Source organism: Ruegeria sp. YKSE079, assembly GCF_059612845.1.
In genome coordinates, this window is sequence record NZ_JBXWRJ010000014.1 from 88,976 (window position 1) to 114,526 (window position 25,551).

A 25,551-nucleotide genomic window follows, 5' to 3' on the forward strand; every position below is an offset into this window, starting at 1 on the left:
CCGGCGGAAGCCTTCCGCGGAATGCGCAGGGTCCCGGGGAAGCGCCCCGTTCGAACGATAGACCGAACAGGGGCTCCCTCGGGGCCGAAGTGCGATCTGGTTAGTGGATAATTTCACCTGCAAGACCTCCCGGCCATTCGTGTCGGGGTGAAGCTGCACCGCCGTGTTGAGCAACAGTGTGAATGGCAGAACAGGGGATTCCGCACCGCGGCAAAAGCCACTCAAACGAATGTCCGGAGAGGGCCGACCACGTCTGGCGTACCGCTTCAGTCCAGATCGACGCCGCCGAGGCGCGGCGCATGTACATGCGTTCGGATTAGGAACGCAGCGCCCGCGCCCGCGATAGCGCCGAAGAGATGCGCCTCCCACGACACGCCGGGTTGGCCCGGAAGAAGGCCCCAGAGAATAGAGCCATAGAGGACACCGACCACCAGCGCCGCGCCCAGCGTGATCGGAGAGCGATCCACAAGACCGCGCGCGATGAGGAAGCCAAACCAGCCGAAGATCAGCCCCGACGCACCGATATGGATCGCCGAGCCGCCGAACAACCACACGAGACCGCCCCCTAGGCCGATCACCACGGCGTTCACCGACAGCAAGCCTCGCGTGGTCGTTGCCACCAGCAGCCCACCCATCACCAGAAGCGGCGGCGTATTGGCCATCAGGTGCGAGAAGCTCCCATGCAGGAGGGGCATAGCGATGACACCATCCAACCCGCTGCCGTGCCTGGGGATCAGGCCGAAGGCCGGGTTCAGGCCGTAGCCGGTGATCCAATTGACGACTTGGATCGCCCAGAGCAGCGCGACAAAAGCGGCAAGCGCCGCGGTGCGCCGGAAGAAGACGCGCATGTGATCCCGGTTCATCATGTTGGCGACAGTAGTCGTCCCCACAGCGCCTTCAACGGCTTTCGCGCGCTGCACAGGGTGCCACCTCCGGGAAAGGGGATTCGCGGCGGCCAACCTCGGTAGGGCTCAAGCCAAGAGAATGGCTCCGATCTTACACGGTGTTCCCAGGCCGCAGCGGCATGATTTCACGCTCGGGGCGCTTCAACGCTTCGGCATATTTGCGGGCATTGTCGTCAATCGCGCCGTGCCAGAGCTTTGAGACAAAGGCCTGGGCGTCTTGAACGGTCATGTCCTTCAGCGAAGAGGACAGCGCCATGAAGAGCTCTTCCCCGCTGATTGCGGCGGCATTGTGCATGGCGTCCGCGTAAAATGATGGATCGTTGAGAACCTGATCGCTCAGGGGCATCCGCGCGAGGTTCTCTTCCGGGATCGCCATGAAGATCGTGTCCTGCAGGTCGGTCAGATAGGCGCGGCGCGATGTGGACACCGGCTTTCCCGCCGCCTTGGCCTCCAGATATGCCTGCCTTGTCCTGTCGAGCTTTGCCCTTGCATGGGTCATGATGACATCACGCTGTCGTTCAGGCAGCGCAAATCCGGTGCAACGCTCGATATGAGCAAGAAGCCCTCCAACCTCGGCGTCTACATCAAAGCTCTCGAACCACGGAGCTTTTCCCAGTCTCGCCACCATGTGCCTACCCTCGCACATTCAATAATATATTATCGTATATCATATTCAGCAGATCGCAAGCAGATGCGTGCTTCGTGCAGCCAGACATGGAAAAAGGGGAACCGTGATTCCACGGCTCCCCTTTCGGTTCAGATCGTCTCACCTCGCGCGCTGATCAGGCAACCAGCGACAGCCCCGCGCCCGCGTCTTGCGCTTGATCACCGCTGTCGATGAACGGAATGATCGAGAAAGTCTGGCCACCGCGCTGTTCTTCGTTCTGGACGGCGTTGACACGCAGGTCGCCATCGGGCGTGTTGATCAGCAGCGAAAGGTAGTCATTGCCCGTGCGGCTGCTCTTGGCCATCCACGCCGAGCCAACGCGGATCGGCGTGCCCCGGGGCGAGCTGACCTCGATGCGGTAGTCTGGGTGGGTCTCCTCGGACTTGTAGCTGTTCTCGATCAGCATGAACTCCAGATCGAACATCATATTGGCGATGTAGCCGGTGAAGGCGTTGTCAGCGTCCATGGCGGTGAGCTCGCCCGAGATCGAGCCGGATTTCATCAGACCGTTCGAGACCAACGGGATGATCTCGAATTCGCCGCTCTGGGCCGCGCGCGCCTCTTTCGTCTGCACCGCGTTGACCCGGAACGGGCCGAGGCCCACATCGATCTGCATCGAGATGTAGGGGTTTCCGCTGGTATTGCCCGTCTCGTTCCAGGCCGTGCCGATGCGGACCTTGCGGCCCGATTTGTTGACTGCTGTCACGTCGTAATCCGGACTGCGCGCGGACATCTTGGCCCGTGCCTCAAGCTGGATGGCGATGTCAAAGCGTGACGAGTGGATCATGCCGGTGTACTCGGCGGCTGCGGTTTCGGCATTGCGGGTGAGGTTTCCTGCGAACATGGGATGGTTCCTTTTGGATTGGCCGGTGCCTGACGTCCTTGCCAGCGCATCCGGGATTGCTTTCTCGACCCCTTGAGGGATCACAAATCAGAAAGCTTGCTTTCCCTTTATGCCCCGCCCCCGGCTTCGCGATGCCGTCTGAGTAGGTGTGCCGCCGCGCCCCCGGGTGCTGCGCCCCTCTCCTGCCCGTCTGATCTTGATTGGCGGCCCGGATTTTCCGCAGCGTCCTTCGATTGCGCGATGAAGAACTCCGCCTCTTTGCCATTCAACCGGTGCCCTTCCCGGTCGGTCAGACCGATGCAGCTGCCGTTCGGCAGAAAGCTGATCAGGTACTGACCGAGCCGGTCCTTGTGGACAACGTAGCCGGTATTGGCCCAGTGCACGGTCTGGCCGGCATCGACGGCCGCCTTGATGTCATCGAGTGTCATGCGAACCTCCTTACGAAGAATGGTGGGGAAACTACGCAGGAAGCCCGGTCGTCAAACCGGGCTTCACTGCAGCATTTGTTTGGCAAACGGCCGAGGCTGTCAGGCACCTTGCGTGGCTTGTGTCGCGCGCGCCGCCATCCAATCTTTCAAACCAAGAACCGTTCTGCCGGCGGCGACTTCAGATGCCCAGGCGGCCCTTGGGTCGCCGCAGGGCTCATCGCCGGAATGTCGGTCGATGTGGCCATTGGCCATCCATGGCTCGGGCTGGATCCGCCGCAGCCAGTCCGCCATGCTCGGGATACGGCCCTGGCAGTCTTCGCGGACATGCTGCTCGCCGATCCAGCGCACGGGAATGTCCCGACCCGCGCTATTGGTCAGGGTCAAGCCGAAGACACGCTCCGCTTCGAACAGGCCTTGGGCATGGTGACGCAAGGCGCGGTGCGTGAAGAGCGCGAGGTGCTCTTTCGAGGCGTCAAACCAATCGTGCACAGCCTGATAGTCAGACGGCACCCCGCCGAATTTCTGGGCAGAGCTTTCAGCGTGATGAAGCGGATGTGCCATCTCACAGTCCCTCGTCATAGCTGTGCGAGCATTCAACGTAGCGGTCCGCATGATCGAGCATGATGCTGTCGGCTGCGATGTCCCAGGTCAGCGTGCCATAGCCGCCTTCGTTGTTCTCGAACCCAGGATGATGGTGATAGGCGAGCGACCAGGCGAAATCGCCCACCTCTGTCGCAAGCGGTTCCGTCAGTTTGACCTCCGCAGGCTGCACGGTCACATCCTCGACATTGCCGGAGTCGCCATAACCTTCGTATTCGGCAGTGACCTCGCTGATGCCAAGCGCGCGCAATTGCGCGATCAGTTCCACTCGGGTTGCTTTCAGGGTGGTTTCGCGCTCGGCGCGCCACTGAGCCGCCATTGCGGCATAGTCGATCTGGGGATTGGTCATGGGTCTGTTCTCTTGTCTGAATTTGGGGCGCGCGCAGGCGTGCCATTGGCCTGCCCGCGCACCAGGAACGCGCAGACCGGTCAAATCCCGATCCGCGACGCCCGACCCAAAGCCCTCTTTGACTTTTCAGGCGGCTTGGTCCGCCGCTCTGGGGGTTCCCTGCCCCACGATCCGTGCCAGAATGCTGACCGTGTCGACACCGTCCCCATGCGGGAGGAACACCCGCAACTGGAAGGCGATGATCTCGGTGAAACAGCCAAGCGCTTTGAGGCTTTCGATCATACCCCGATCCGCACCGCCCAGCTCGAGGCGCATCTCGCCTGCGACACGGCGACGGGTCAGGGTCAGACCCCGGCCAATATCGACAGGCGCTGTAGTGCCAAGAGCGACGGTCATCATCTCCTGCGGTGTTTGCGGGTTGGAGACGAGGAAGCGGGAGCGCAGCGCGGCCGCCCCTTCTTCGCTCAGCGTGCGCCCGATCATGGCGGTCGCCCCATCCGGCGTGACCCGATAGATGCGCTCATTGGTGGTCGGGATGTCCTTCCAGATCGGTAGCAGAAGCCCGGTCAGCAGATAGAGCTTGGTCGTGGTGGTTTTTGGCAGGGACGCAGCCTCGGCATCCCAAAGCCGCGCAAACTCAGGCTTGCTGATCTCTTCCCAGGCAGAAGACCCGAACCGCGCCTCCTCCAGGTAGCTCGACCCGTTTGGCCGCACCGCCTTGCGCATCAGCGTGACGACGTCCTCGTCATACATCTGCATGGGCCGCGCCGAGATGAGCGCCGCGCGGCCGGAGGCGCGATTGACCATGGGGAGCTTGTCGGGATTGCGCGACAGGGCGTCATCCGCTGACAGCACACGGACCGGGTCGGTGACCTCGAGCCCGATGATCCGCGTCACGGCGCCGGATTTCGGGCAGGTCCAGAGATCTTCGGTGGAGACCTGTTCGATCCTTTCGCCTCGCAGGGTTTCGACGCCGAGATCGAGCGTGCCTGCGGCCCGCGCCCGCTCGGTCTGATCGGCGATCCGGCGCATGAACTCGACAAAGAGCGCGTTCTGCATGTGGATGGGAAGGGCCAGCACCCGGTTCAGAAACCGCTGGATCGGCGGAAGCTCTTCGAGCAGCACCCCGTCCTTGTCGATCAGCCGCAGGGCCGTCCAGTCGGTGAAGCTCTCGTAGCTCATCGCCTCGGCTCGCCCGACGGCAAGATCGGCGAAATACCCGCGCAATGCCGCCCGCGCGATCGGGCTTTCGAGATTGTCCTCCTCGCGGAACATGCCTTGCGAGCCGGTTTCGCGCTGGCCCTTGGTCAAGGCCCCCAGCTGGTCGAGGCGTTTGGCAATCGTCGAGGTAAAGCGCTTTTCGCCATGCACATCCGAGGTGCAGACCCGGAAGTAGGGCGCGCTGACCTGGGCAGAGCGATGCGTGCGGCCGAGCCCCTGGATGGCCGCATCCGCACGCCAGCCTGGCTCCAAGAGGTAGTGCCGCCGCCGTTTCTGGTTTTTCGCCGTTTGCGCCGCGTGGTAGGACCGGCCCGTCCCACCTGCATCGGAAAAGATCAGGATATTCTTCTCGCCGTCCATGAACGCTTGGGTCTCGGAGGAATTGCTGCTGGCGGCGCGCTTCTCGATGAAGAGGTGGCCATCGTCCGCCTTGAGAGGTCGGATCGAGCGTCCGGTCACTTCCGCCACGGCATCGTCACCGAAAGCCCAGAGGATCTGGTCCAGCGCCGAGGGGATCGGGGCGAGCGTCATCAACTCCATCATGGCCGCATCTCGTAGGGCGAGCGCCTCGCGCGAGACAACGAGCGCGCCGGTCTCGTCCCTGAGCGGCTCGGCCACCATAGTGCCGTCGATCTCGACCAGCTTTTGCGCGTGGATCGGGAAAGCCTGTTCGAGGTATCCTAGGACGTAGTCGCGCGGCGTTAGCGCGCCCTCGACCAGCTCGTCCGCCGGGTCCATCGTCTCAAGCCGGCGTTTCAGAAGGCTTTCGCCTGTGGAGACCACCTGGATGACGCAAGCGTTGCCCACTGCCAGGTCGTCTTCGATGGCACGGATGATGGTCGGGGCTTTCATGCCCATCAGGAGATGGTTGAAGAAGCGCTGCTTCGTGCTCTCAAAGCGGGACTTGGCCGAGGCGCGTGCGGCCGAGGCATTGGTCTCCCCCGAGGCATCGTTGACACCGGTCGCGGTCAGCGCGGCCTCGAGATTGTGGTGGATCGTCCGAAACGCGGTCGCATAAGCATCGTAGATCTCGATCTGGGCCGGGGTGAGCGCGTGTTCGAGCACGTCATACTCCACCCCATCGAAGCTGAGGGCGCGGGCCGTGTAGAGCCCGAGCGTCTTGAGATCGCGCGCGACCACCTCCATGGCGGCGACACCGCCTGCCTCCATCGCCGAGACGAAACCTTCGCGGCTCGGGAAGGGATATTCGGGGCCCTGCCCCCAGAGCCCCAGTCGTGCGGCATAGGCGAGGTTGTGGACGCTCGTGGCGCCCGTGGCTGAAATATAGAAGACGCGGGCGCGCGGAGCGGCCAATTGCAGCTGGAGGCCCGCAAGGCCCTGCTGGGAGGGTTTGACCCCCCTGCCCTGCTCTGACCCGGCAGCGTTCTGCATCGCATGGGCCTCATCAAAAGCGAGGACGCCTTCAAAGTCTTCGCCCATCCAGGCGAGGATCTGGCTCAGTCGCGTGGTGCCGCATTTGCCCGCCGAGCGCAGCGTGGCGTAGGTGACAAAAAGGATGCCACAGGTCACGGTGATGGGCTGGTCCGGTTTCCATTTGGAAAGCGGCTGGATGTCGGCGGGCGACCCGCCAAGATCGGTCCAGTCGCGAATGGCATCCTCGATGAGCGTGGCGGATTTGGAGACCCAGATGGCCTTCCTGCGCCCGGCCAGCCAGTTCACGAGAATGAGCCCCGCGCATTCGCGGCCCTTGCCGCAGCCGGTGCCGTCTCCGAGAAAGTAGCCAAGGCGATAGGCTCGGGCCTCCGGGTCATCATCGGAGCGCGTCAGCTTGGTCTGGTCGTCATCGATCGTAAAACGCCCCGGCAGGTCGCGCCCATGGGCATCATGCGCCATGATGATGGTCTCGAGCTGCGCCTCCGAGAGGTGCCCCTCCTCGATTAGTCGCGCGGGCAGGCGCAATTCCGCACTGGCGCCACCCGAAGGCACGGGTGGCGCGACAGAGGCCATGGCGATGCTCTCGACCAACGGTGTGGGATGTTCCTGCGTGCCTGCAATCTCGATTCGTTGCGGGCGGTAGCGCGCATAGATGTCCGAGACGGGGGTGTTGTCGCGCGGGACATCGAAGCTTGTGAAGCAGAGCGGGCGGACGGCATTGGCCCGTGGTTTGGAGGCGGCGACAGGCGCAGCGACGGTCTTGCGCGGGGCAGATGATGGAACGGTTGCTCGAGCATGAGGGATTGCTTCAGCCCATTGGCCGGGGCGTATCTCGAGCCGGGTCGCGGCCACGGCGTCGATAAAAGGAAGGGCTTCATCCAAGTCCCGGACACTGGCGCGGATCATCTCGCCGTCCTCCTGCACCTTTTCGAAGACTATCAGCTGAGTTTCGACAGAGGTCCCGAGCTTGCGGTAGACCTGCCCCGGCATCGTCAGCGCCAAGCGCGGCGTCAGGAGACCGCAGGCGCGGGACCAATGCGCGGTATCGCGTTCGGGCGTGAATCCTGGCGGCATGATCGCCACCAGCCGCCCACCGGGCGCGAGACGCTTCGCTGCCGCAATGAGATGCTTGGCGGCGATGTGCTTGTCTCGCGAGCGATCGACCGAGGAAGCGAAGGGCGGATTCATCACCACGACGTCGGGCAGAACCGGCGTCTGCAGCAGATCGTCAATATGCTCACCGTCATGGCCCGTCACATCGCCGCCAAAGACCGCGCGCAATAGGCTCTGGCGAAAGGGGTCTATTTCATTGAGCAAAAGCGTGGCACCGGCCCGGGCGGCGAAAGCGGCCAAGGCGCCGGTGCCAGCCGAGGGTTCCAGAACGGTCTCGCCCTTGCGAATGGCTGCCGCCCGCACGGCCATTGCCGCGAAAGGCAACGGCGTGGAAAACTGCTGCAGCCGGATCTGTTGCTCTGACCGGCGCGTTTCCGTCAGGAGACGTGACGCAAGGAGTTTTGCGGCGGAGTAATCATCCTCACTGTTGTCGCCACGTAGCAGCGCCTGCACAGCCGCCGCCTGCATCAGATCGTAGGCCATGCGCCAGTCCCACGCGCCGCTGGCATCGCTGCCATGAAACGTCTCGCGCATGATGCGCGCGAGCGCTGAACTGCGCAGGGGTTGGTAGTCGATCTCCGCGCCGATTTGCGCTAGCGCAGAGGCGAGATCAGCGTCGGAGATTGGGAAAGGCGGGTTTGCCGGATTGGGCTTGGTCATGGGGGTTTTCCTTTGGATCAGGGTCTGAGTTCCAAAGGACAAAAAGCCCACTTTCGCTTTTCGGGGTGATGAGGTCAGACCAAGAGGCATCCAATCGCCGACCGGCCAATCAAACGGTTTGTCGGAGTTGGTTTAGAAAACTGAAAAACCCGCCGCAATGCGACGGGCTTTTGCTTTCTTTGTGCAATGAGGGGAGGCATAGTGCCCGCAGTCTCAAAGCTCATGCTCTATATGGCACCGAAAGTCTTTACTGTCAATGTATCCACCGTTCACGGCTGATGAAGAACACCACCTTCCGAACGTCTTATCCGCACCTAGGTTTGCGACCTATCTGCGCGAAACCGGCAATGATAGGACGCGGGCTCTCCACCTATACCACTGGAATCTTCAAGTATCAGCCGCGTTCATGGTTCCACTCCATGTTTTGGAAGTTGCGCTGCGAAACGCGATCGTGGAAGCAATCGAAGCTGTCCACGGAGGAACATGGCCTTGGACACAAGGCTTCATCCGTTCGTTGCCGAACCCGCGCGGTCCGGCATACAGCCCCAAACGAGACCTCGAAGGCTGCGCAGCACAGCAACCCACTGCCGGAAAGGTAGTCGCCGAACTGAAGTTCGTGTTTTGGGAGAAGATGCTGACAAACAGGCACCAAGGCAGACTGTGGGACGATCATTTCTACGCAGTGTTTCCGGACGCGCCTCGTGGTGTCGCTGCCAACCAGCGCCGATCTGAATTAAGGTCTGACATTGAAGCCGTGAGGAGGCTCCGCAACAGAATCGCACACCATGAGCCTGTTTTTCCGCGCGCCCTTCAGGATGATTTTGATCGGATCATCCGCTGCATAAGATGGCGCAACGAAACGACCAGCAACTGGGTGCTAGAAATCGAGACTGTACGCGCACTCCTCGCAGTGCGCCCCTAAGCGTCCCGCCCCGCGAGATACTCCGCCAGCACAGGACTGGCCTCGCCCTTTGCAGAGCTGAGCAGCTCCGAGCCGGCAAGCGAGGCTTTCGACAGGCGCACGAGGCCGCCGGTTTCCTCGATGCGGTAGCAGCGGCGCTTTTGACGCCCGCGCCTGTAGTGGGTCGCGGTGACAATCTGGCAGGTGCTACCATCGGTGAGCGTCACAGGCGCTGCGAGCTTGATCTTGTCGCCTTCCTCGTAGTCCGGGATCGACGCCCAGTCCCGGCAGCGCTGGCGCCAGTCCTGGGCGTAGCTGTCCGGGTCTTTCAGGTCGGAGAGAAGCTCGATCAGCGCAAGGGGCGCGCGCGACGCGTTCGGGCCAGCGCTTTCCTCCATGTCCTTGTAGCCCCAGCAGCCGTCATCGTATCGGGTGAGGAAGACAGCCCCGAAAGTGACAGAGCCATCCGCATCGGTCATATAGGTCGAGTCTTCGACAGGGGTGCCGTCGAGATTGGTGACCCTTGCCGCCGCATACCAGGTGGAGCCGACCTTGCAGGCCTTGACCAGTTCGGTTTTGCGCGTGTCGCCCTCAAAGGTACAGAGCCGGGCAATCTCCGCTTTCTCGTCCGTGTAGGTCTGGACGCGGCGATCGGTGTAGAAGAGCCAACCCATCACGCCACCCTCCGGTCATCGATTTCCATCAGGGCATCGAGCGGCACGCGGTAGGGCTGCATGGCGTCGAAATCCTCGCAATTGCCGCAGTTCTGCACGATCGCGAAGGTGTCGCAGGCATCCTTGAGGATGACCCGGAAGGTGCCGCCGAGGCCCGAGGGCACTTCGTAGGTCCCGCCGATGAGATAGTCCGAGGCCCGGCGTACGAAGACGCGGATGCTGTGGCCATCGGTGGCGAGCCGGATCGCACCCCGCCCTCGGTCGATGAGCACCTGCACGTCATCCAGGATGTCGGTGTAGAACTGACCGGTCAGATCGCGAAACGCCATGCGGCGCTGCGCCATCCAGTCGGTATCCCGAAACGGGTTCATGCCATCGGCGAAGGCGAAGGAGGGATCGGCCTGCTCGGTCGTGACGATGCGGGTGGTTGTGCCGTCGATGCCGTTCGAGCGCAGATGCACGCCGTTGCCGACGATGAGGATCAGGGCCGGCCTGTCCACGGGCCCGTTCCAGTTGGGCAGGAAGGTTTTGCAGGCGCGCGCATGCGCAATCTGCGCCGCAACTGCGGAGGCAGAGAACTTGAGAATAGCCATGGGGATGTCTTTCCGTTGGGTGTGGAAGGGTCGACCCGCGCGGGTGCAAGATCCACGCGCGGGTCGTGTGATGGCTCAGGCCGCTTGCGCGACCTCGCTGTCAGGCTCGGCGGTTTCCGCAGCGGGCGCCGTCTCGTCACAGACGACACCGGCGGTCTGCATCATCGGCGGGCACCAGGCGGCCACGGCGGCACGCTGTGCGTCGGTGAGCGTGGCGAAAGGCTCGGCGAAGAGCTTGTCGCAGAAGGCGACGATCTCCTTCTTGCTCGATGAGGCCAGCGTCACCGCCTCCTGGGCGAGGCCCAGATCGTCGCCGAGGACCTTCAGGAGCCAGGCCTTCTTGAAGCGATTGAACAGCGCCGCGTTCGGCGTCCAGTGGGCGCGGATATCGGGCATGATCTCGATCTCGAAGTCATGCATCAGGCTGTCACGCTGCCGGTCCCGCGCGAAACAGGACTGCGTCGTGCTGGCGGTCGCATAGGCCACGAGCTTGGCCTTCTCGCCGGCGTCCAGCGCCCGAAACGCCGCGAACTGATCGGCAGGGGACCGGGTGTCATCGAGCCAGGAGAGGTCCAGCGCATCATGCGCCGCCGCCACCTGCTCAAGCGAGGTCTCGTCGATCTCGTCCATCTTGGCATGGCTGCGGTATTCCTTGCGGGCCTCGACCTTGATCGCCTGAGTGACGCTCATGCCGGTGCCCAGAACGTCACTGACCAGCTTGAAGAGCGTCAGATCGAGCGTGGTCTCGGGGTGCAGCGCCATCGCGGCGCCAAGGGCCATTGCCCGCTCGGTCTTGAGATCCTCGGCCAGCGAGGCCGGGTAGTTGATCTCGCCGGCGTCCGGAGTCTCCTCACCGGTCAGGGTACTCGAGGCGCCGCGCTTGCCCTCGTCTTTCACGGTGTCCTCCGGGCGCACAAGGCCCACATGAAGCATCACCTTCCCACTCGACCAGGACGCGATCACGCCGGCGCGGGCGAGGTCCTCGGCGCTATAGGCCTCTTGCAGGTCGCGAGCTTCCTCCTCCAGCGTGTCCACACGGTCGTAGAGGGCGTTGTATGCGTCGTCCTCAAGCCCTTCATCCTCCATCTCGAGCTGGAGTTGCTCGAGCGCGGCGGTGATCTCGTCGATGCGCTTCTGGGCAGCCTCATCCGGCTCGATTGGGCCGGGATAGACGCGGCCATAGTCCGCCATGGTCGCGTAATCATAGCGGACCATCGCATCGGCCCAGGCAAAGCCAAGTTTTGCGCAGGCCTCCTCAGCGGCAGCCCCAAGTTTCTCGAGCAGGATGGTCTCGACCAGCGCCGCATCCTCGAGCACCGAATGCTCTTCCAGAAGGTCAGCTGCGACAGCGCCGCCCCTCGCCTCGTAGTCTTCACGCACGAAGGCCCCGATATCGTCGCTGACCTGCACGCCGCGGGACTTGAGCGCCTGACGGACAGTATAGGCCTGCAGATAGCTGTCTTCTTTGGTGAGTGCCTCGAAGACCTCGCGCTGCACCTCCTGGCTCGGATGCTCCGCAAAGGCCTTCATCGTGTCGAGCGTGATCGTCTTGGCCCGGGCAGCCGCGCGGATGTCGGGGTGAATCAGGCCATAGCGCAACCGACCCTTCACGGCGGCGACGGTCGTGCCGAATGTCTTCGCGATGGTCCCAGGCGTCTGGCCGTCGACCTCCATCATCCGCGCGAAGGCCTCGAACTCGTCGATGGCATTCATCGGCGCTTGCGTGATGTTCTCGGCGAGCGACAGCGCCGTGGTGACGTCACAATCATCCGGCACGAGGCGGCAATCGACCTTGGTCTTCGTGGTGAACCCCTTTGCGGCCTTGTCCGAGATCAGCTCCTTCAGCGCGGCGTGACGACGCCCACCCGCCAGCACGGCGTATTTGCCGTCGAGCTTCTGGACCAGCAGCGGTTGGAGCAGTCCCAGCATGGCGATGCTGGCTTTCAGGTGTGCGATGTTCTCGGGGTCGTAGGTTTCCGGCGAATTGCTGCGCACATTGGCGGGATGCGGGACCAGATCGCCGATGGCGACGGAGACGGGTTTGAAGCTTGCGGTCATGGGATATCCTTCTCGATGGATTTGGAGCGGCCCGCGCGTTCATGCGCGTGACCAATCCCCGGCTTCGGGGATCACCACGACAAAAGGCCCGCTTTGCCTTTTTGGGGGCAGCGGGCCTTCATCGTCTGAGATGTCAGGGGGAGGCGTCCCCTGCCCTTCTACCAGTCGCGCGCCAGCATGATGGTCAAAACGCGCATGGTGGTGGCAGGATTGTCCGGGGTCTCAGCCCCGTAGCGGAAGTCCGAGTCTGCTTCATAGAGATCAATCTTCCAGAACACGGTCTCTCCCCGGATCTCGACCGCCCCGAAATCGTGCCAGCCCTCGGGATCATTCTCAGGCTCGAACGTGGCAAACTCACCGGTGGCCTTCACCGCCTCGGCCATGAAGCCGTCACCGGCCTCCATAAGCGCGCGGGTGACATGCATTCGGCCCTGGATGGGCTGCGCGAGCGGTACTCCAAGGCATGCGAGCCTGCGAAACGCGTCGTTCTGCGCCGCGATCACACTCGGATCAGGGCGGTCTGTTTGGGGTTGTGCGGTCATGGACATGGGGTTCTCCTTTGAGAAGTTGAAACACCCAATCCGAAGCTCACTTTTCCTTTTCCGCACGGCGGATGAATCGAGGCCGAAGGCGCCCTATCCGAACAGCCCCTTGGGTCTGTAATTCGGGTTGGGGATGGTTTCGATCCAGCCGCCCTGTTCCTTGATGGTCTCGAGCGCTGCCGAGAGTGGATAGGCGCCCTCGGATGGGCTCCACCAATAGGCACCGCGTTTGAAGGTGATGATCTTGCGGCGGCCATCTTCGAAGCAGGCCACCCGCAGCGTCTTGGGCTCCTTGCGTGACATGGGCTTCTCCGTTCTCCCTGTGGTCAGGCGGCCTCGGCGCTGCGCCCTGCCCTTCCCGCCTCCGACCGTGCGATCAGGTAGTCGCAGGCGCGCTGCGCGTCCGCGGCGTGCTTGAAGATGGCGCCCTTGTCCGAGCGCAGAACGCGCAGCCAATTGTAGAGATACGCCGCGTTCATCTCGAGCGTATGGGCGGTAAAGCCGAGCGTCTGGCCAAGGAACACCGAGGTCAGCTCGGCGACGATCTCTTCGCGGGCATAGGCCGTGTTGCCGAAACGTGACAGACCGTAGTCGCGGTTCAGTCGATGGCGCGCCTTGGTGGCATGAGTGTTATGCCGATGTCGGCATAAGGGTCATAATGCCGAGGTTCGGATTATGCCGCGCCGATCCTCACTGACAGCTGCACAGTGGGAAGATCAGCGCGGTGTGTCGGCATAATTCAGAGCGCTTCCAAGAACGATAAGAGCTCGTCACCCGGCCGGTATCGTCCAGTCTTCTGATCAACCGGCTTTGTCAGAGCCATCGCCCGTTCCTTTAGTTCGATATCGGCATGGATGTAGACCTGTGTCGTCTCAATCGACTCATGGCCCAACCAAAGCGCGATGATTGTTCGATCCACGCCGCTCTGCAGAAGCTGCATCGCGGCCGTGTGGCGAAGAACATGGGGCGTAACGCGCTTCAATCTGAACGTCGCATTTTCAGAGGCAGCGGTGGCCGCATGCTTCCGAACGATCCTTTCGACTGCATCGCGGCTTAAAGGCTTACCGCGGATCGTCGCGAACAGTGGATCGTTTGGCTCGGCGCCAATTTGAGCAAGCCACGCCCGCAACGCTTCCCGACTATCTGCACGGAGAGGGGTCGCGCGTTCTTTTCTGCCTTTGCCCATGCATCTGAGATGCGCTCCGGTTCCGAGCTCGACATCGCCGATGCGCAAGCTGATCAGTTCCGATACGCGCAGGCCAGTTTGCAGCAGTGTAAGCAGCAGAACCCAATCGCGCCACCCGAACCACGTCGACTGGTCAGGCGCCTTCAGCAACAATTCCATTTCGCCTCGGTTCAGGAAGTCCACGACACGTTTTTCGTGCCGCTTGGATGGCATAGCCAGCACCTTCTGGCAGTGATGCAGCAAATGGGGTTCACTGCCCGCGACGTATTTGAAGAACGAGCGAATGGCCGCAAGCCGTGTGTTCCTGCTTCGGGCGCTGTTGCCGCGTTCATCCTCACAGAACGTTAAGAACCGACCGACAATATCAGCATCGATATGAGCCACATGCAGGTCAGTCGGCGGTAGTTTGGTCTCTGCTGCCGCGTATTTCAACAAGAGCCTGAAGGTGTCGCGATAGCTGGCAATCGTGTTCGGACTCGCCTGCATCTGGGTCAACAGCCGCTCCGTGAAGAACCGCTGCACGTAGGCAGGTAAGGGATAGGTCGCGATCATGACGTGCCCTCCAGAACGCGCTGCTCGGCGTGTGCCGCGGCAAGCTGCATCAGTTCGGGCACCGCCTCGATGTACCAGAATGTGTGCTTTGGCTCAGAATGGCCGAGGTAAGTGCTGAGCTTGTACATTTCGGCTTCGATGTCCCGGCCATCCCGGAACCAGTCCAAAATGGTGTGAACGGCAAATGTGTGCCGCAAGTCATGGATACGTGGCCCGTGGCCATGTCTGTTGAAGGCTTGCGGTGACCGAAGCCCGATGTTCTTGCTGACCTGCGCGAAGTTGTAACGTGCCCCACAATCTCCTGCTGGTTCACCATCTTCCTTGATAAAGAACATGCTCGATTCTTGCGTTACCAAACGATCTCGCAATTTTGCGTAGCCAGCCAGCCGATTGGCCGTGTCATTGTTGATGGGAAGTTGCCGGTCTTTGCCATTTTTTGTGTTTCTGAGTGTGAGTAGGGTTTGGACCAGATCGACGTCATGTCGTTCCAGGGATAAAGCTTCGTTCACGCGCATGCCCGTCACCGCGATCAAACCGAACAGGGTCTGCCAAAGAGCGCCGCGGAGACCATAAGGTGACGGTAGCTGACCAGCTTCTGCAACGATTTCTGCAATCTGGATCGGTGCGTAAATGTATGGCACCCGCCTTCGATATCGCCCGGTGACAAGCTGACTGGATGGAACCTCGGTCTGGTCATCGTGCTCTGCAAGCCAGAAGGCAAACCTGCGCACCATACCAAGGCGATGAGCCCATGTGTTGTTATCCGCACTGCCGTAGTTCGCCTTCCAATCGAGGAACAAGGGCGTCGAGATGCATTGGAACCCGTTCTCATCGCCAAACCTCGTGAACTTGCGCAACACGCGCTCGTCAAATGAGAGATCAAACCCCATCGAACGTCGAAGGGCGAGGTATTCGTCAAGTCGTTGAGTAAGCGTCTTCATTGTGCGTCTCCCGAGACGGGCCAAGGCCGCGAGATGGAGCGCAAGGCATCCACATCATGTTGCGCGTAAATCGTCGTTGTCAGCGGGGAACGGTGACGCAAAACGTCGCCGATCTCGGCCAGTGATGCTCCCTTTCGCAGCATATCAGTCGCGAGGCTGTGCCTGAGAATGTGGCTACCGACGTAGGCTTGTGGTGGACTGATACCAGTTGCGTCATAGGCGTCGCGCAATATCCAGCGCAGGATTTGGGCATCCTTGAACCGCTTGAACGGCGGTTTCACCGATACGAATAGGGCACGGTCCGGGCCGCGACGTTCATTCTTGATGTAATCGACAATCGCCTCGCCTACTTCTGCCGACATGGGCATCCGATCATGCAACTGCCGTTTCCCACGGATAAGGATTTCACCGGCGCGCCAGTCGATGTCGTCCAGTTCAATGGCCGTAACTTCCGGTGCCCGAAGGCCCAGACGCGCAATTAGCATCAGCATCGCATAGTTGCGCCGACCGGTTTTCTTGTGGTCGCGCACGACCTCTATGAGGCGGTTTACCTCCTCTGGCTCAAGGTATCTCGGAACACCTGTCGGTTTTGGTTGTTTTGCCTTCGGCACAGCACTGCTTAGATTGCGTTCCGTTTTGCCGCTCCAGAACAAGAACTGGAAGAGATTGCGCAGATGCGACGGGCCGGTTTTGTCACGCGGCGCGTTTTGCGCCTCCCGCAAGCGAAGAATGAAGCCCGAGATATCGTCGGGCATGATGCTGTTCAAATCGCCCAGATCGGGACCAAACTTCGCAGTCAGGAACCGGTCGTAGAACCGCAGACAGTGGTAGATGGTGTCCGTGGACAGGCCTCGTTGATCGCGGAGGTAGGTTTCGTATTCGCGTTTCAGTACTGCCCTTGGCGACATGTCGAGCGGTGGAACTGGACGCACAGGGGCAGATGCGTTCTCGATCAAATAGTCCCTGAACCGGTTCAGACGGTACAGGCAGTGCTTCTTGTCCTTCGCCGACGCAGCCTCGACGATCGGGGCTGCAAGATTGTCCATGATTTCATCTGTAAGGTCAGCAGGACTGAGCTTGACCGACAATAGGGCTTCCCAAAGAGCTAAAGCATTCGACTTGTACTTGACGACTGAGCCCTTGCTATATCCCTCGTCTTGGATGCATTCGCCGAAGAGCTCGGCATGGTTGATCAGGCTTGGCAGAGGTTGGACTCTGCGAGATGGTTGAGATTTCATAAGCATTCCCTTCAATTGGTTGAAGGTTGTGCTTATGGCAGATCAACAAAGCAGACGCTCATAGGCCCATGCCTAAACTACAGGATGCGGGACGAAGCAGTCATTACCAAAGTTATGCAACTTCCGCGTGGCTTGCCATCTGCTTGGACTGTCGCCGACGGCTAATCATCTTCCGCTACGGATTGTGCACCGCCCGAAGCTCTCGGCATTGTTTCTGTAAGGATGGACTCCAACAGGTCGATGAATGCGCGCAAGCGAGCGGAGACGTGGCGACGTGAAGGATAGACGATGAAAATACCGGACGCCGGACCCTGCCATCTGTGCATGATTTGAACCAGCGCCCCTTGGTTCAGAGCGTCTGCGGCCACAAGAGCCGGGATCAACGCGATGCCACCGCCGGCAATGGCCGCCTCGCGGACGGCGTGTAGCGAACCCAGGGTGATTGTACTTCGCGGTTTCAGATCAGCCCGCCGGTCACCATTTTCCAGCAACCACGGAACCGGAGCACCGCGCGGCGCGAACGAGATCGTCCGCCAATCCAAAAGGCTTTCCGGCTCATCCGGCAAAGTCCGTTCCGCAATAACATTCGGACTGGCGACCAGGATCGTGTGCGACCATGCCAGAGGTCGGGCGATACAGTCGGAATCCGGCAAGGGTCCGATACGGACAGCACAATCGAACCCGTCGTCGATCAGATCGGAACGCTGGTCAGTGAAGACAACATCGATTTCCGTCTCGGGCCAGCGTGCGGTGTAAGAAGCCGCAAGCCCGCCCAGCAATTCCTGTCCCAACATCATCGGGACGGAGACACGCAGCCGGCCGCGTGGCTCCAAGCTGCGATCCCGCATCAACCTCTCAAGCTCATCCGCTTCGGCGGTTAGTTGGAGCGCGCGTGGCAGAAGCAATTCGCCATCCGGCGTCAGGCGCAACTTTCGCGTGCTGCGTTCGAGCAAGCGAAGATCAAATGATGCCTCAAGCATCTGGACGCGTTTCGATAGCGTCGACCTCGGTACACCCGTCTCTTCCGACGCAGCGGCAAACGACCCCGCGCGGACAACTGCGACGAAATCTTTAAGCTCTTCGATATTCATACCCTATAATCCAATATTTTGGATGAAGATGTCAAATTTCCCATACTAATCCAATAAAGCGAACAGAGATAGATATACGGTATTGTTTTTATCGGAGGCTCCAATGAACCAAGCACACCCCATCATCGGCATCATCGTCGGCAGCACGCGGCCCGGTCGGAACGCACTGGCGGTCGCAAAATGGGCAACCGAAATTGCGGGGTCTCGTACCGACGCTTCATTCGAGATGATCGACATTGCCGATTTCGGCCTGCCCCTGCTTGACGAACCGTTCTCGGCGCTTGCATCGGCGCGGATGGGCAGGGAGTACACTCAGCCGCATACCAAAAGATGGTCGGATACGATTTCGCGTTTTGACGGATATGTCCTGATCGCACCCGAATACAACTTTGGTATTCCCGCCGCCCTTAAGAATGCGCTCGACTATCTTCACGCGGAATGGAACGACAAGGCGGCTGGCTTCATAAGCTATGGGTCGAACGGCGGCGTGCGTTCAACCGCGCAGCTACGCCTAGCTCTGGCCGAATTGAAGGTCGCAACAGTCGTTCCAGAGGTCGGCATGTCGCTTTATACCGATTTCGAAAATTACTCCGTCTTCAAGCCCGCCGAGGTCCACACGCAGCAGGTGCATGCGATGCTGGATCAACTCGTTTCCTGGAGTTCGGCTCTCCTGCAGGTTCGTGGAAAAGCCCATGCCTAAGGTTATGATCCGCTACAAGCTGCGACCCGGCGAGGTGCAGGAGAATATCGCTCTACTCCGCGCATTATTCCAAGAGTTGGCAATCGAACGTCCGCCCGGCCTCATCTACGAGGCTTACCTGCTCGCGGACGGGTTGAGTTTCGTGCATCTCGTCGATAGCGCCACCGGTGCGCAACCCTTTGGCCATCTTCCCGGCTATCGCAGGTACCGCGATACAGTCGCAGCGCGTTGCACCGAACCGCCCCAGATGATCGGCATGGACCCCGTCGGTGTATTCAACGCCCTTGCCAATTGACAGTGCGGCAACCTGCAACAATTCACCTTCTGAAGGGGATTCCGAAAAATTTCTCAATGTCGTGGCTGGCTCTTAGTTCGAATTCGCTGCGCTCTGTGCGAACGACCGCTGTTTGTTGTTCTTGTATTATGCCGACATACGGCTCTGAACTTCCAATTGCGCAACGGCTTGCGAGGGCCGGCGCGGCATAATCCGAACCTCGGCATTATGGGCGAGCTCATGCGCCCAGACCCCGTAGAAATTCCGCGGGTTCTCGAAACGCGCGATCGACGGCATGAACACCTTGTCCACGGGCGGCAGGTAGTATGCTTCCGTCCCCGTGAAGACGGTCGTGATGTCGATGGCGTCGAAAAACACCTGCATATGCGGGATGGGTTCGGAGGGTGGATGTTCAGGCACTGGCTCCGGGTCGGGGTAGAAACTGTCGGGCAGACCCTCGATCTGGCAAGCGTTGAACACGCGGTAGGATTTCTGGAAGCGGAAGATACGGGCTTCCTCGGAGTGATCATCGCCGTCGCTGCGGTCGTCCTCGCCGCCGGCGTCTTTCCGGCTTTGACCGTAGTAGACTACGACAGAGGACTTCTCGCCCTTGCGCACCTTCGCGTCCAACGCATTGGCCTGCGGCAGCGTCATCCAGAAGGGCGAGCTATGGCCCGCCATGACGGTGCGCATGGTCAGCAGGAAGTTGTTGACCCCCTGGTAGGGTTCCCCGCCCACGCGCAGGGGGCGAGAACTGCCACCTGCGGTCCAGGGCTTGCGCCACGGCAGGACGCCGCGCTCGATGATGCGGATGATTTCGTTCGTGATGACCTCGGAGGCATCGAATTTGGGCGTGCGGGATCGGGCCATGGCGGGCGTCCTTTCGTGTGGTGGTGAGAAGATTGGGGATCAGATTGACCGACAGGGCCGCGGATCGTTGGCGATCCTGGCACCGAGGGCTTCGACCATGTCGATGTAGGTGGTCAGCGAGACAGACTGGCCGGCACCTGAATGGTCAGGGTCGACAGATCTGTCCCGCGCCACCCGCGGCAAGTTCGCGAATGCGATGACATCGGTGACGGGTCGGATATCGATGAACGGGGTCCCTCGTGCGACCGCAAGAGCGGCCAAGGGAAAGCGTTCGATCGGCGCGAAAGTCGACACTGTGGTCCAGCCGAGATGAAGGAACGTCCCACCCTCCCCGCAGATCACATGCGCGTTTGGCAATAACGCCGCCTGCTTCAGATGGCCGAGATCACGCATGACGGTCTCGCTTTCGAGCCGCTTCGCCAGCCCCGTCTGGCCAGTTCGGCGTAGTTCTCTATGCCGCCACCAGGAGGCAGCGGTCGCGCGCAACACGCGCAAGACACCTGTTTGCATCGGAATGCCCTTCATCAGGAAAGACAGACCGGAATCCGGCCCGGACCCATCTGAGGGACCCCAAAGGCCCTCATCCGTCAGTCACAAAACCCGAAGAACACTTTCACTTTTCGTGGACCAAACCCATGAAACACCCAACCGCCACCGAACTGTACTGGTACGACGGGATCAGAACTTCCACAGGGCCCATCGGCTAGACCTGTGGCGGTTCCTTCTTCACGAGATAGCCCAGACCGCTCAATCGGCCCGCAACTGCCAACTTCTTCGTAAAGCGTGCTGATGCTTTGGCTTCCCGTCGATGTAGCGGATCGGCACCCTGGAAAGGGAAATCATGTCGATGAAGGCTGTTATGGGCATGATTTCTCATCGCGAATACCAAAAAACGCAATAACCTATTGTTATTAAATCATTTTCCTCCATCTGACGGATCAGATCATTCCGCAGCCAACATCAATGCACTCTTTTGAAGAGTTCGGGTGTCATGAAATCAAGAGATTGAGTTGCAACCGCTGTTCTGCGATGTCCTCGTCGTCCACTACGACCAAATCAGCGGAACGCGGGACCGCTGGCAACCAGCTGCTGCGCTTGAGGAACCGATTGCCTCGTTGGCCATGTCGCCATTATCGAAGTGACTGAGAAGTTACCGGCTCCCCCTTCCCCGCGCGCGGGAATTCGAGGATCGAGCCCTTGGTCAAACGGTTTTGGCAACCATCGATCGTCTGCTCCTTGTGCGCTACGGCCCGTAGCCACGATATCATGCAACAGACATCCACAACCTACCTCTCAGGCATTAGCACCGATGAAGGCCAAGCGAATATCCGAGGCCAAGACCCAAATCGCCGTCAGCAGGCGCCGGATAGCGTAGAGCCAATTGTTGAGGGTATTCATCATCAGATCTCAGACATCGAAAAGGGCAGGGGCCGCGGAGGCGCGCAACTGCTAGGTTGGCTGCAGCGCAACGCTCTGTATGTTCTTGGCTAGCCGCCTTTGCGCTACTAGCAGCGATGGTCACCAGCTGAGGTTTTACCATGATGATCGGGATTCCCTCGTCATCAGAGCTTCGCCGGGACGAAGGCGAAAGCCACTTTCACGATCTCAAATACCGCCACACCTCAACCCCCTAACTTTTCTCTCTCGAACACCGTTTGTGTGCCGAGAGCCTACTTAACAGCTGTTAAGTTATGCCATGCCAGCCGCACGAGATCGGAGTTTAACAGCTGTTAAGCCGCGTTCCGCCGGCCAATCAATGCCATGACCATTGGGCCACAGGAAAACTCGCCTGCCGCAGCTTTGGCAGTCAGAGCTCGCAAGTATCCACCAGGCGATCTTATGTCGGCGAAGCGTTCCAGCATGGCAGCAACGACGATCGACGCTTGCTCCGGACCCATGAACCGCTGTGCTTCTTCCCATGCAGACGCACTGATTCCCATGGCTGGCCGCACATGGCACGCCGCATCGAAGAGCTGATGCCAATGCCGGATCTCACCTTGGTAGAAGGTTTTAAGCGAGGGACATGCCGCGATCACTAGGTGCAGCGGGATCTTTGGCAGGTGTCTTGTGTCCTGTTCATCGACGTCAGCCACAGCCTCATCCGTGTCCACATCTGGCACACCCGCCGCCGCCCCGCTTTTTTCTAAAGCAGGTTCAAGATCTATAGATTCTTTATTTGAATTATGATGGTGATGCTCAGAATGGGCATCATTGGTGTTCATTTCTTCTGTTTCAGGGCCATCAATGATGTTGCGTGCCTGGTCAAGGAGAGCTTCAAGGTCGGCTCGATAGGCCGCGAGGTCCTCAATTGAAAGCTTGCGGCGAAGCGCGCGGGCTGTGAGTGCAGCCTTGTCGCGAAGCTGATCCCAGAAGCCTAGGCCGGGCTGTATCTCGTCTCCGAACTCGGCGAGGGCCGCGAGGTCGCGTCGCATGAGGCTTACGACCTCTCTCAGGCGCCTGACGCGCTCCTCAGCCTCACGTACGGCCTCTGCGGCCCGTGCTATCTCCTCGGACTGACAGTAGAGCGGGGAAAGATCGAAGCCAAAGGCAACGCGATCTTCGCCGTGCTTGCGGACGTAACGCTTCCCGTTGGGGCTATCGCGCCGCTGGAGCAAGCCAGCCTCGACAAGACGCGCGAGGTGACGACGCATCGTGGAGCAGGGCATACCATTCAGGCGCTCACAGATCGCCTTGTTCGAGGGGAAGACGACCATCTTGGCGTTCCCGCCAAGCGCATCGTCCGGAAAGAAGCTGAGGAGCCCCTGCAAAACCGTCAGATCACGTTCCGAGACCCCAAAGGCCGCTTGCGCCTTGGAGAGCTCGCGCAGGAGTTCCCACTTGTTAACGGGTCTGGCTGGAACAGATGCCTCGGGTCGCTCAATGACGCGCAAATGGGCGTGCGAAATCGGCCGCATAAACGGCGAGATTGGTGTGTACTCCATGAAAATGTCCACGAAGACAAAAATTCTAGGGCCCGCGAATCGCTTTGCGCTTGCGGGGTAGGGGCCAGAACGCTACATTCAGAAGTGCGAAAACTGAGATTTTGTAGCGGGCTGATCCCGGTGCGAAACCTTACAAAGGTCTCGTGAAGCTAGCTTCTCGGGGCCTTTTTCTTTTTGCCTGTATCGTGCCTCCTTCTTGTTGGTTGCTCTTCCTCAGTCTCCTGAACGCTTCCAGCGCTCATGAAGCTCGGTAATCAGCTTTGGGGCGTTGCCCTCCAACCAGCTGATAAAATCAGGTTCATCCGTAGTTAGATCAAGTTTGAGCTGCTTGCCTTGGCGGCCGGTCTTGACCGTCGCAGCTCCAACACCGGGGATCGCCAAAGCAGGCACACCCTTTCTAGACGGGCTTGCTTTCTTCTCTGCTCTCTTCGCAGCTGCCAGAACTGCGAGAAACGCACGCTCAGAAACCTCATCGACCGAGCCGGAACTTTCGGACTTGGCTGCATGAGCTACGGCTTGCAGTTGGTCTCGATCACCGTCGTAGGCACCCAAAGCCTTTTTGAGCTCTTCCCATCTCGGGCGACCAATCCCGGGAGCCGCACCAATTGCCTGGATGAGTTCCTCGCCGACCGTCCGAACGACACTCAAGAGTTGTGAAACCCCAGCTTCGTGGAGGTTAAGGACTTCGGCGACACCTCGATTGGTGCGCTCAGCCCCTTCCAAATGATCACCGTCCAGAAGTGCCGTCGCAACGAGCGCACGCTCAATAAAGCTAAGATCACGACGCTCTTGGTTCTCGAGAAGCTGATCTCGAAGCGCTTGATCACCTTCAACCTCTGTGACGATGGCTCGAACTTTGATACCGAGTTCGCGACATGCTTCCAAGCGTCTGCGGCCATAGATCAGGTTGTAGCGATCGCCTTCCAGTGGGCGGACCAAGACAGGCACACGCTGACCGTTCTTGGAAATAGAGTTCTTCAGGCCCTCAACGTCAATCTGAAGCCTGTCATCCAACCGTCCTTCGGTAATAATCTGCGCCGGATCGATCTCAAAAACACCGCCACGCAGTCGGCGCCCTTCAAGAGCGTCAGGAGCGTTGCGAAGGGTCTGCAGCGGCAGGCCAAGTTTAGGCTTTCTTGCCATTCCGCCCCCATGTGTTCTGGATGATTTCAGCGATCTCATCGTTCACTGCGTTCATAGATTCGATCGCACGATCAAACGTCTGACGCGTGAAGTCCTTCTTGTCAGCTTCGTAGAGCGTTTGCTTGGTCAAGCCGGCATCAGAAATTGCGGTCGACTCAACCATGTGATTGGTCAGGACCGACCTCCCAAAGAGCCCGCGAATGAAGGCGATGACTTCGGTCTGTGGCGCGTCGCCGACTTTGTATCGCGTTGGCAAGAAGCGAAGCCAATCGAAGCGCAGATTTGCGCCTGCATCCCTGATTACTCCAAGGAGATCCGCAGTCATTCGCAGGAATTGGGACATCGACATAAGGTCAAGCATCTGGGGGTGAACCGTCACGAGCACACCCGAGGACGCGGAAAGTGCTGACATCGTCAAGAAACCAAGTTGTGGCGGACAGTCGATCACAACAACGTCGTAGTTCGCTTCAACACTATCGAGTGCGTCATGAACTCTCGCGAAGAACGCCTTCGCTCCGCCTCGCTGGATCGCAGCAGGCGTCTCGTGCTCGAACTCCATGAGTTCAAGGTTGCCCGGGATAAGATCAAGGCCGCGGATGTAGGTTTTGCGGATCACTTCGGCGATCGGAACCGGATCGTCATAGCGAACGGCATCATAGAGGGTTCCGCCCTCCATGAGGTCGAGTTCTGGCTGGATTCCGTGAAGAGCCGAAAGAGATGCTTGGGGATCGAGATCGATCGCAAGAACCCTGTACCCCTTGAGCGCCAAGCGCTGAGCGAGGTGAGCAGACGTCGTCGTTTTGCCCGATCCGCCCTTGAAGTTCACCACTGAAACGACTTGAAGCTCGTCACCGTCGCGACGTCCAGGCACGTAAGTTCCAGACTTCTTTGCATTTCCTTCAAGCGTCTGACGGATTTCCCAGATATCGTCGAGCGTATAGCGACGATGACTTCCAGCCGTCGTCTCGACGTCAACGATCTTTCCTTCTCGATGAAGCTTCCGAAGATAGGTATGGTCGACACCAAGGAGTTCAGCAGCTTCGCCGCTGGTCAAAGTGCGCATCACCTTCTTTGCATCCGGTGGGAAGTGTGCAGCGCGCTGAGCATGCAGGTTCGACGCGAGAAGTTCCGCGTAGTGCCCGATGGCGATATCTAGATCCTGTTCTGCTTCGCTCATGTCTGCCCCGATCCGTGGGCGCGTTTTTTATGTGACCGCGCGTTATTTTTCGAGACTATTGCCCGACCACCCAGATTCGTGCAAGCACTTTCTAGATTTAGTGGCAATCCGTCAGGCCAACACAAGTGTCGTGTTCAGAGGAGCCCCAACTTTTCCGCACGCTCAAGCAGCATTTTGACCGAAGACGGCTGCCAGCTAGTGCGGCCTCGAGGGGTGCGCTCACGCATCGATTCCAGCCGGTCGCAGATCGCCTGCAGTGTGATTTCCGGGTCCGAGCCTTTGATGGCAGCCACGATAGCTGGCAGGCGGTCATCGGTTTCGCGGCGTCCGGCGCGGCCAAGCACTTCATCTAGCAGAAACCCGTCGCGGACATAGGTGTCGCGTAGCCCTTAATTGTGAGATGAGAGATTCAACGAAATCAACGGCTGTCCTTTGCCCTTAAATATGAGATTTTGCCTTTAATTCCGATATTTTTGCCCTTAAACTT

23 protein-coding genes and 3 pseudogenes are annotated in these 25,551 nt (G+C 60.0%); 3 read left to right on the forward strand and 23 right to left on the reverse strand.

Translation table 11 applies throughout. From position 1 onward, the window contains the following. Positions 1-266: 266 nt before the first annotated feature. From AC2FMY_RS14275 to AC2FMY_RS14305, 7 genes are all read right to left on the reverse strand, one after another. Complete coding sequence (locus AC2FMY_RS14275; protein WP_496807624.1) at positions 267-848, reverse strand: rhomboid family intramembrane serine protease; 582 nt, start codon at positions 846-848, stop codon at positions 267-269. Between the two features lie 148 nt (positions 849-996). After that, the gene (locus tag AC2FMY_RS14280) at positions 997-1,533 is read right to left on the reverse strand and encodes a hypothetical protein (RefSeq protein WP_496807604.1); all 537 of its coding nucleotides are present in this window, start codon (positions 1,531-1,533) and stop codon (positions 997-999) included. Between the two features lie 154 nt (positions 1,534-1,687). After that, complete coding sequence (locus AC2FMY_RS14285; RefSeq protein WP_496807605.1) at positions 1,688-2,416, reverse strand: DUF736 family protein; 729 nt, start codon at positions 2,414-2,416, stop codon at positions 1,688-1,690. A gap of 107 nt (positions 2,417-2,523) precedes the next feature. Further along, positions 2,524-2,844 (reverse strand): hypothetical protein, encoded by a 321-nt coding sequence (locus AC2FMY_RS14290; protein ID WP_496807606.1) that lies wholly within the window; start codon positions 2,842-2,844, stop codon positions 2,524-2,526. A gap of 99 nt (positions 2,845-2,943) precedes the next feature. Continuing rightward, a complete protein-coding gene (locus tag AC2FMY_RS14295; protein WP_496807607.1) occupies positions 2,944-3,405 on the reverse strand; it encodes a DUF6915 family protein in 462 nt (153 codons plus the stop codon). Between the two features lies 1 nt (position 3,406). Beyond that, a complete protein-coding gene (locus tag AC2FMY_RS14300; RefSeq protein WP_496807608.1) occupies positions 3,407-3,793 on the reverse strand; it encodes a DUF6878 family protein in 387 nt (128 codons plus the stop codon). Positions 3,794-3,919: 126 nt separating this feature from the next. After that, complete coding sequence (locus tag AC2FMY_RS14305) at positions 3,920-8,182, reverse strand: strawberry notch-like NTP hydrolase domain-containing protein (RefSeq protein ID WP_496807625.1); 4,263 nt, start codon at positions 8,180-8,182, stop codon at positions 3,920-3,922. Positions 8,183-8,438: 256 nt separating this feature from the next. Here AC2FMY_RS14305 and AC2FMY_RS14310 point away from each other — a divergent pair, with 256 nt between their 5' ends. Further along, a complete protein-coding gene (locus AC2FMY_RS14310; protein ID WP_009807536.1) occupies positions 8,439-9,104 on the forward strand; it encodes a hypothetical protein in 666 nt (221 codons plus the stop codon). Here the strand turns inward: AC2FMY_RS14310 and AC2FMY_RS14315 are convergent. From AC2FMY_RS14315 to AC2FMY_RS14360, 10 genes and pseudogenes are all read right to left on the reverse strand, one after another. After that, positions 9,101-9,757 (reverse strand): DUF6927 domain-containing protein, encoded by a 657-nt coding sequence (locus AC2FMY_RS14315; RefSeq protein ID WP_496807609.1) that lies wholly within the window; start codon positions 9,755-9,757, stop codon positions 9,101-9,103. The genes AC2FMY_RS14310 and AC2FMY_RS14315 overlap by 4 nt on opposite strands. After that, positions 9,757-10,350, reverse strand: coding sequence for a hypothetical protein (locus AC2FMY_RS14320; RefSeq protein WP_037911611.1), 594 nt, complete (start codon positions 10,348-10,350; stop codon positions 9,757-9,759). Before AC2FMY_RS14320 ends, AC2FMY_RS14315 begins: the two co-directional genes overlap by 1 nt. Positions 10,351-10,425: 75 nt before the next feature. Next, complete coding sequence (locus AC2FMY_RS14325) at positions 10,426-12,408, reverse strand: ParB/RepB/Spo0J family partition protein (RefSeq protein ID WP_496807610.1); 1,983 nt, start codon at positions 12,406-12,408, stop codon at positions 10,426-10,428. 158 nt (positions 12,409-12,566) lie between these two features. Further along, positions 12,567-12,956 (reverse strand): DUF3768 domain-containing protein, encoded by a 390-nt coding sequence (locus AC2FMY_RS14330; RefSeq protein WP_496807611.1) that lies wholly within the window; start codon positions 12,954-12,956, stop codon positions 12,567-12,569. Positions 12,957-13,043: 87 nt separating this feature from the next. Beyond that, the gene (locus tag AC2FMY_RS14335) at positions 13,044-13,253 is read right to left on the reverse strand and encodes a DUF6330 family protein (protein ID WP_496807612.1); all 210 of its coding nucleotides are present in this window, start codon (positions 13,251-13,253) and stop codon (positions 13,044-13,046) included. A gap of 23 nt (positions 13,254-13,276) precedes the next feature. After that, positions 13,277-13,576, reverse strand: a pseudogene (locus tag AC2FMY_RS14340) (zincin-like metallopeptidase domain-containing protein); the annotation flags it as partial. Positions 13,577-13,689: 113 nt separating this feature from the next. Further along, positions 13,690-14,688: a tyrosine-type recombinase/integrase gene (locus tag AC2FMY_RS14345; RefSeq protein WP_496807613.1), complete on the reverse strand. Its 999-nt coding sequence runs from the start codon at positions 14,686-14,688 to the stop codon at positions 13,690-13,692. After that, a complete protein-coding gene (locus AC2FMY_RS14350) occupies positions 14,685-15,422 on the reverse strand; it encodes a tyrosine-type recombinase/integrase (RefSeq protein ID WP_371417791.1) in 738 nt (245 codons plus the stop codon). Before AC2FMY_RS14350 ends, AC2FMY_RS14345 begins: the two co-directional genes overlap by 4 nt. Before the next feature lie 203 nt (positions 15,423-15,625). Then, complete coding sequence (locus AC2FMY_RS14355) at positions 15,626-16,675, reverse strand: tyrosine-type recombinase/integrase (protein WP_496807614.1); 1,050 nt, start codon at positions 16,673-16,675, stop codon at positions 15,626-15,628. Positions 16,676-17,028: 353 nt separating this feature from the next. Next, positions 17,029-17,958, reverse strand: coding sequence for a LysR family transcriptional regulator (locus tag AC2FMY_RS14360; protein ID WP_152453463.1), 930 nt, complete (start codon positions 17,956-17,958; stop codon positions 17,029-17,031). A gap of 103 nt (positions 17,959-18,061) precedes the next feature. Between AC2FMY_RS14360 and AC2FMY_RS14365 the strand changes: the two genes are divergently transcribed. Both AC2FMY_RS14365 and AC2FMY_RS14370 read left to right on the forward strand, forming a co-directional pair. Then, positions 18,062-18,658, forward strand: coding sequence for an NADPH-dependent FMN reductase (locus AC2FMY_RS14365; protein WP_496807615.1), 597 nt, complete (start codon positions 18,062-18,064; stop codon positions 18,656-18,658). Beyond that, on the forward strand, positions 18,651-18,953 hold the full coding sequence (locus tag AC2FMY_RS14370) for a hypothetical protein (protein WP_496807616.1): 303 nt from the start codon (positions 18,651-18,653) through the stop codon (positions 18,951-18,953). The genes AC2FMY_RS14365 and AC2FMY_RS14370 overlap by 8 nt, the downstream gene beginning before the upstream one ends. A 207-nt stretch (positions 18,954-19,160) precedes the next feature. Here AC2FMY_RS14370 and AC2FMY_RS14375 read toward each other — a convergent pair. The 6 genes and pseudogenes from AC2FMY_RS14375 to AC2FMY_RS14400 form a co-directional block, all read right to left on the reverse strand. Then, positions 19,161-19,802 (reverse strand): annotated as a pseudogene (locus tag AC2FMY_RS14375) (ArdC family protein); the annotation flags it as partial. A gap of 39 nt (positions 19,803-19,841) precedes the next feature. Further along, complete coding sequence (locus tag AC2FMY_RS14380) at positions 19,842-20,327, reverse strand: hypothetical protein (protein WP_040610017.1); 486 nt, start codon at positions 20,325-20,327, stop codon at positions 19,842-19,844. Positions 20,328-21,532: 1,205 nt separating this feature from the next. Next, positions 21,533-22,744: a plasmid replication protein RepC gene (gene repC / locus AC2FMY_RS14385; protein WP_496807617.1), complete on the reverse strand. Its 1,212-nt coding sequence runs from the start codon at positions 22,742-22,744 to the stop codon at positions 21,533-21,535. Positions 22,745-22,957: 213 nt separating this feature from the next. Then, positions 22,958-23,887 (reverse strand): plasmid partitioning protein RepB, encoded by a 930-nt coding sequence (repB, locus tag AC2FMY_RS14390; protein WP_105236534.1) that lies wholly within the window; start codon positions 23,885-23,887, stop codon positions 22,958-22,960. Beyond that, on the reverse strand, positions 23,871-25,064 hold the full coding sequence (gene repA, locus AC2FMY_RS14395; protein ID WP_040884156.1) for a plasmid partitioning protein RepA: 1,194 nt from the start codon (positions 25,062-25,064) through the stop codon (positions 23,871-23,873). The genes repB and repA overlap by 17 nt, the downstream gene beginning before the upstream one ends. A 134-nt stretch (positions 25,065-25,198) precedes the next feature. Further along, positions 25,199-25,438, reverse strand: a pseudogene (locus AC2FMY_RS14400) (recombinase family protein); the annotation flags it as partial. Positions 25,439-25,551 lie beyond the last annotated feature (113 nt).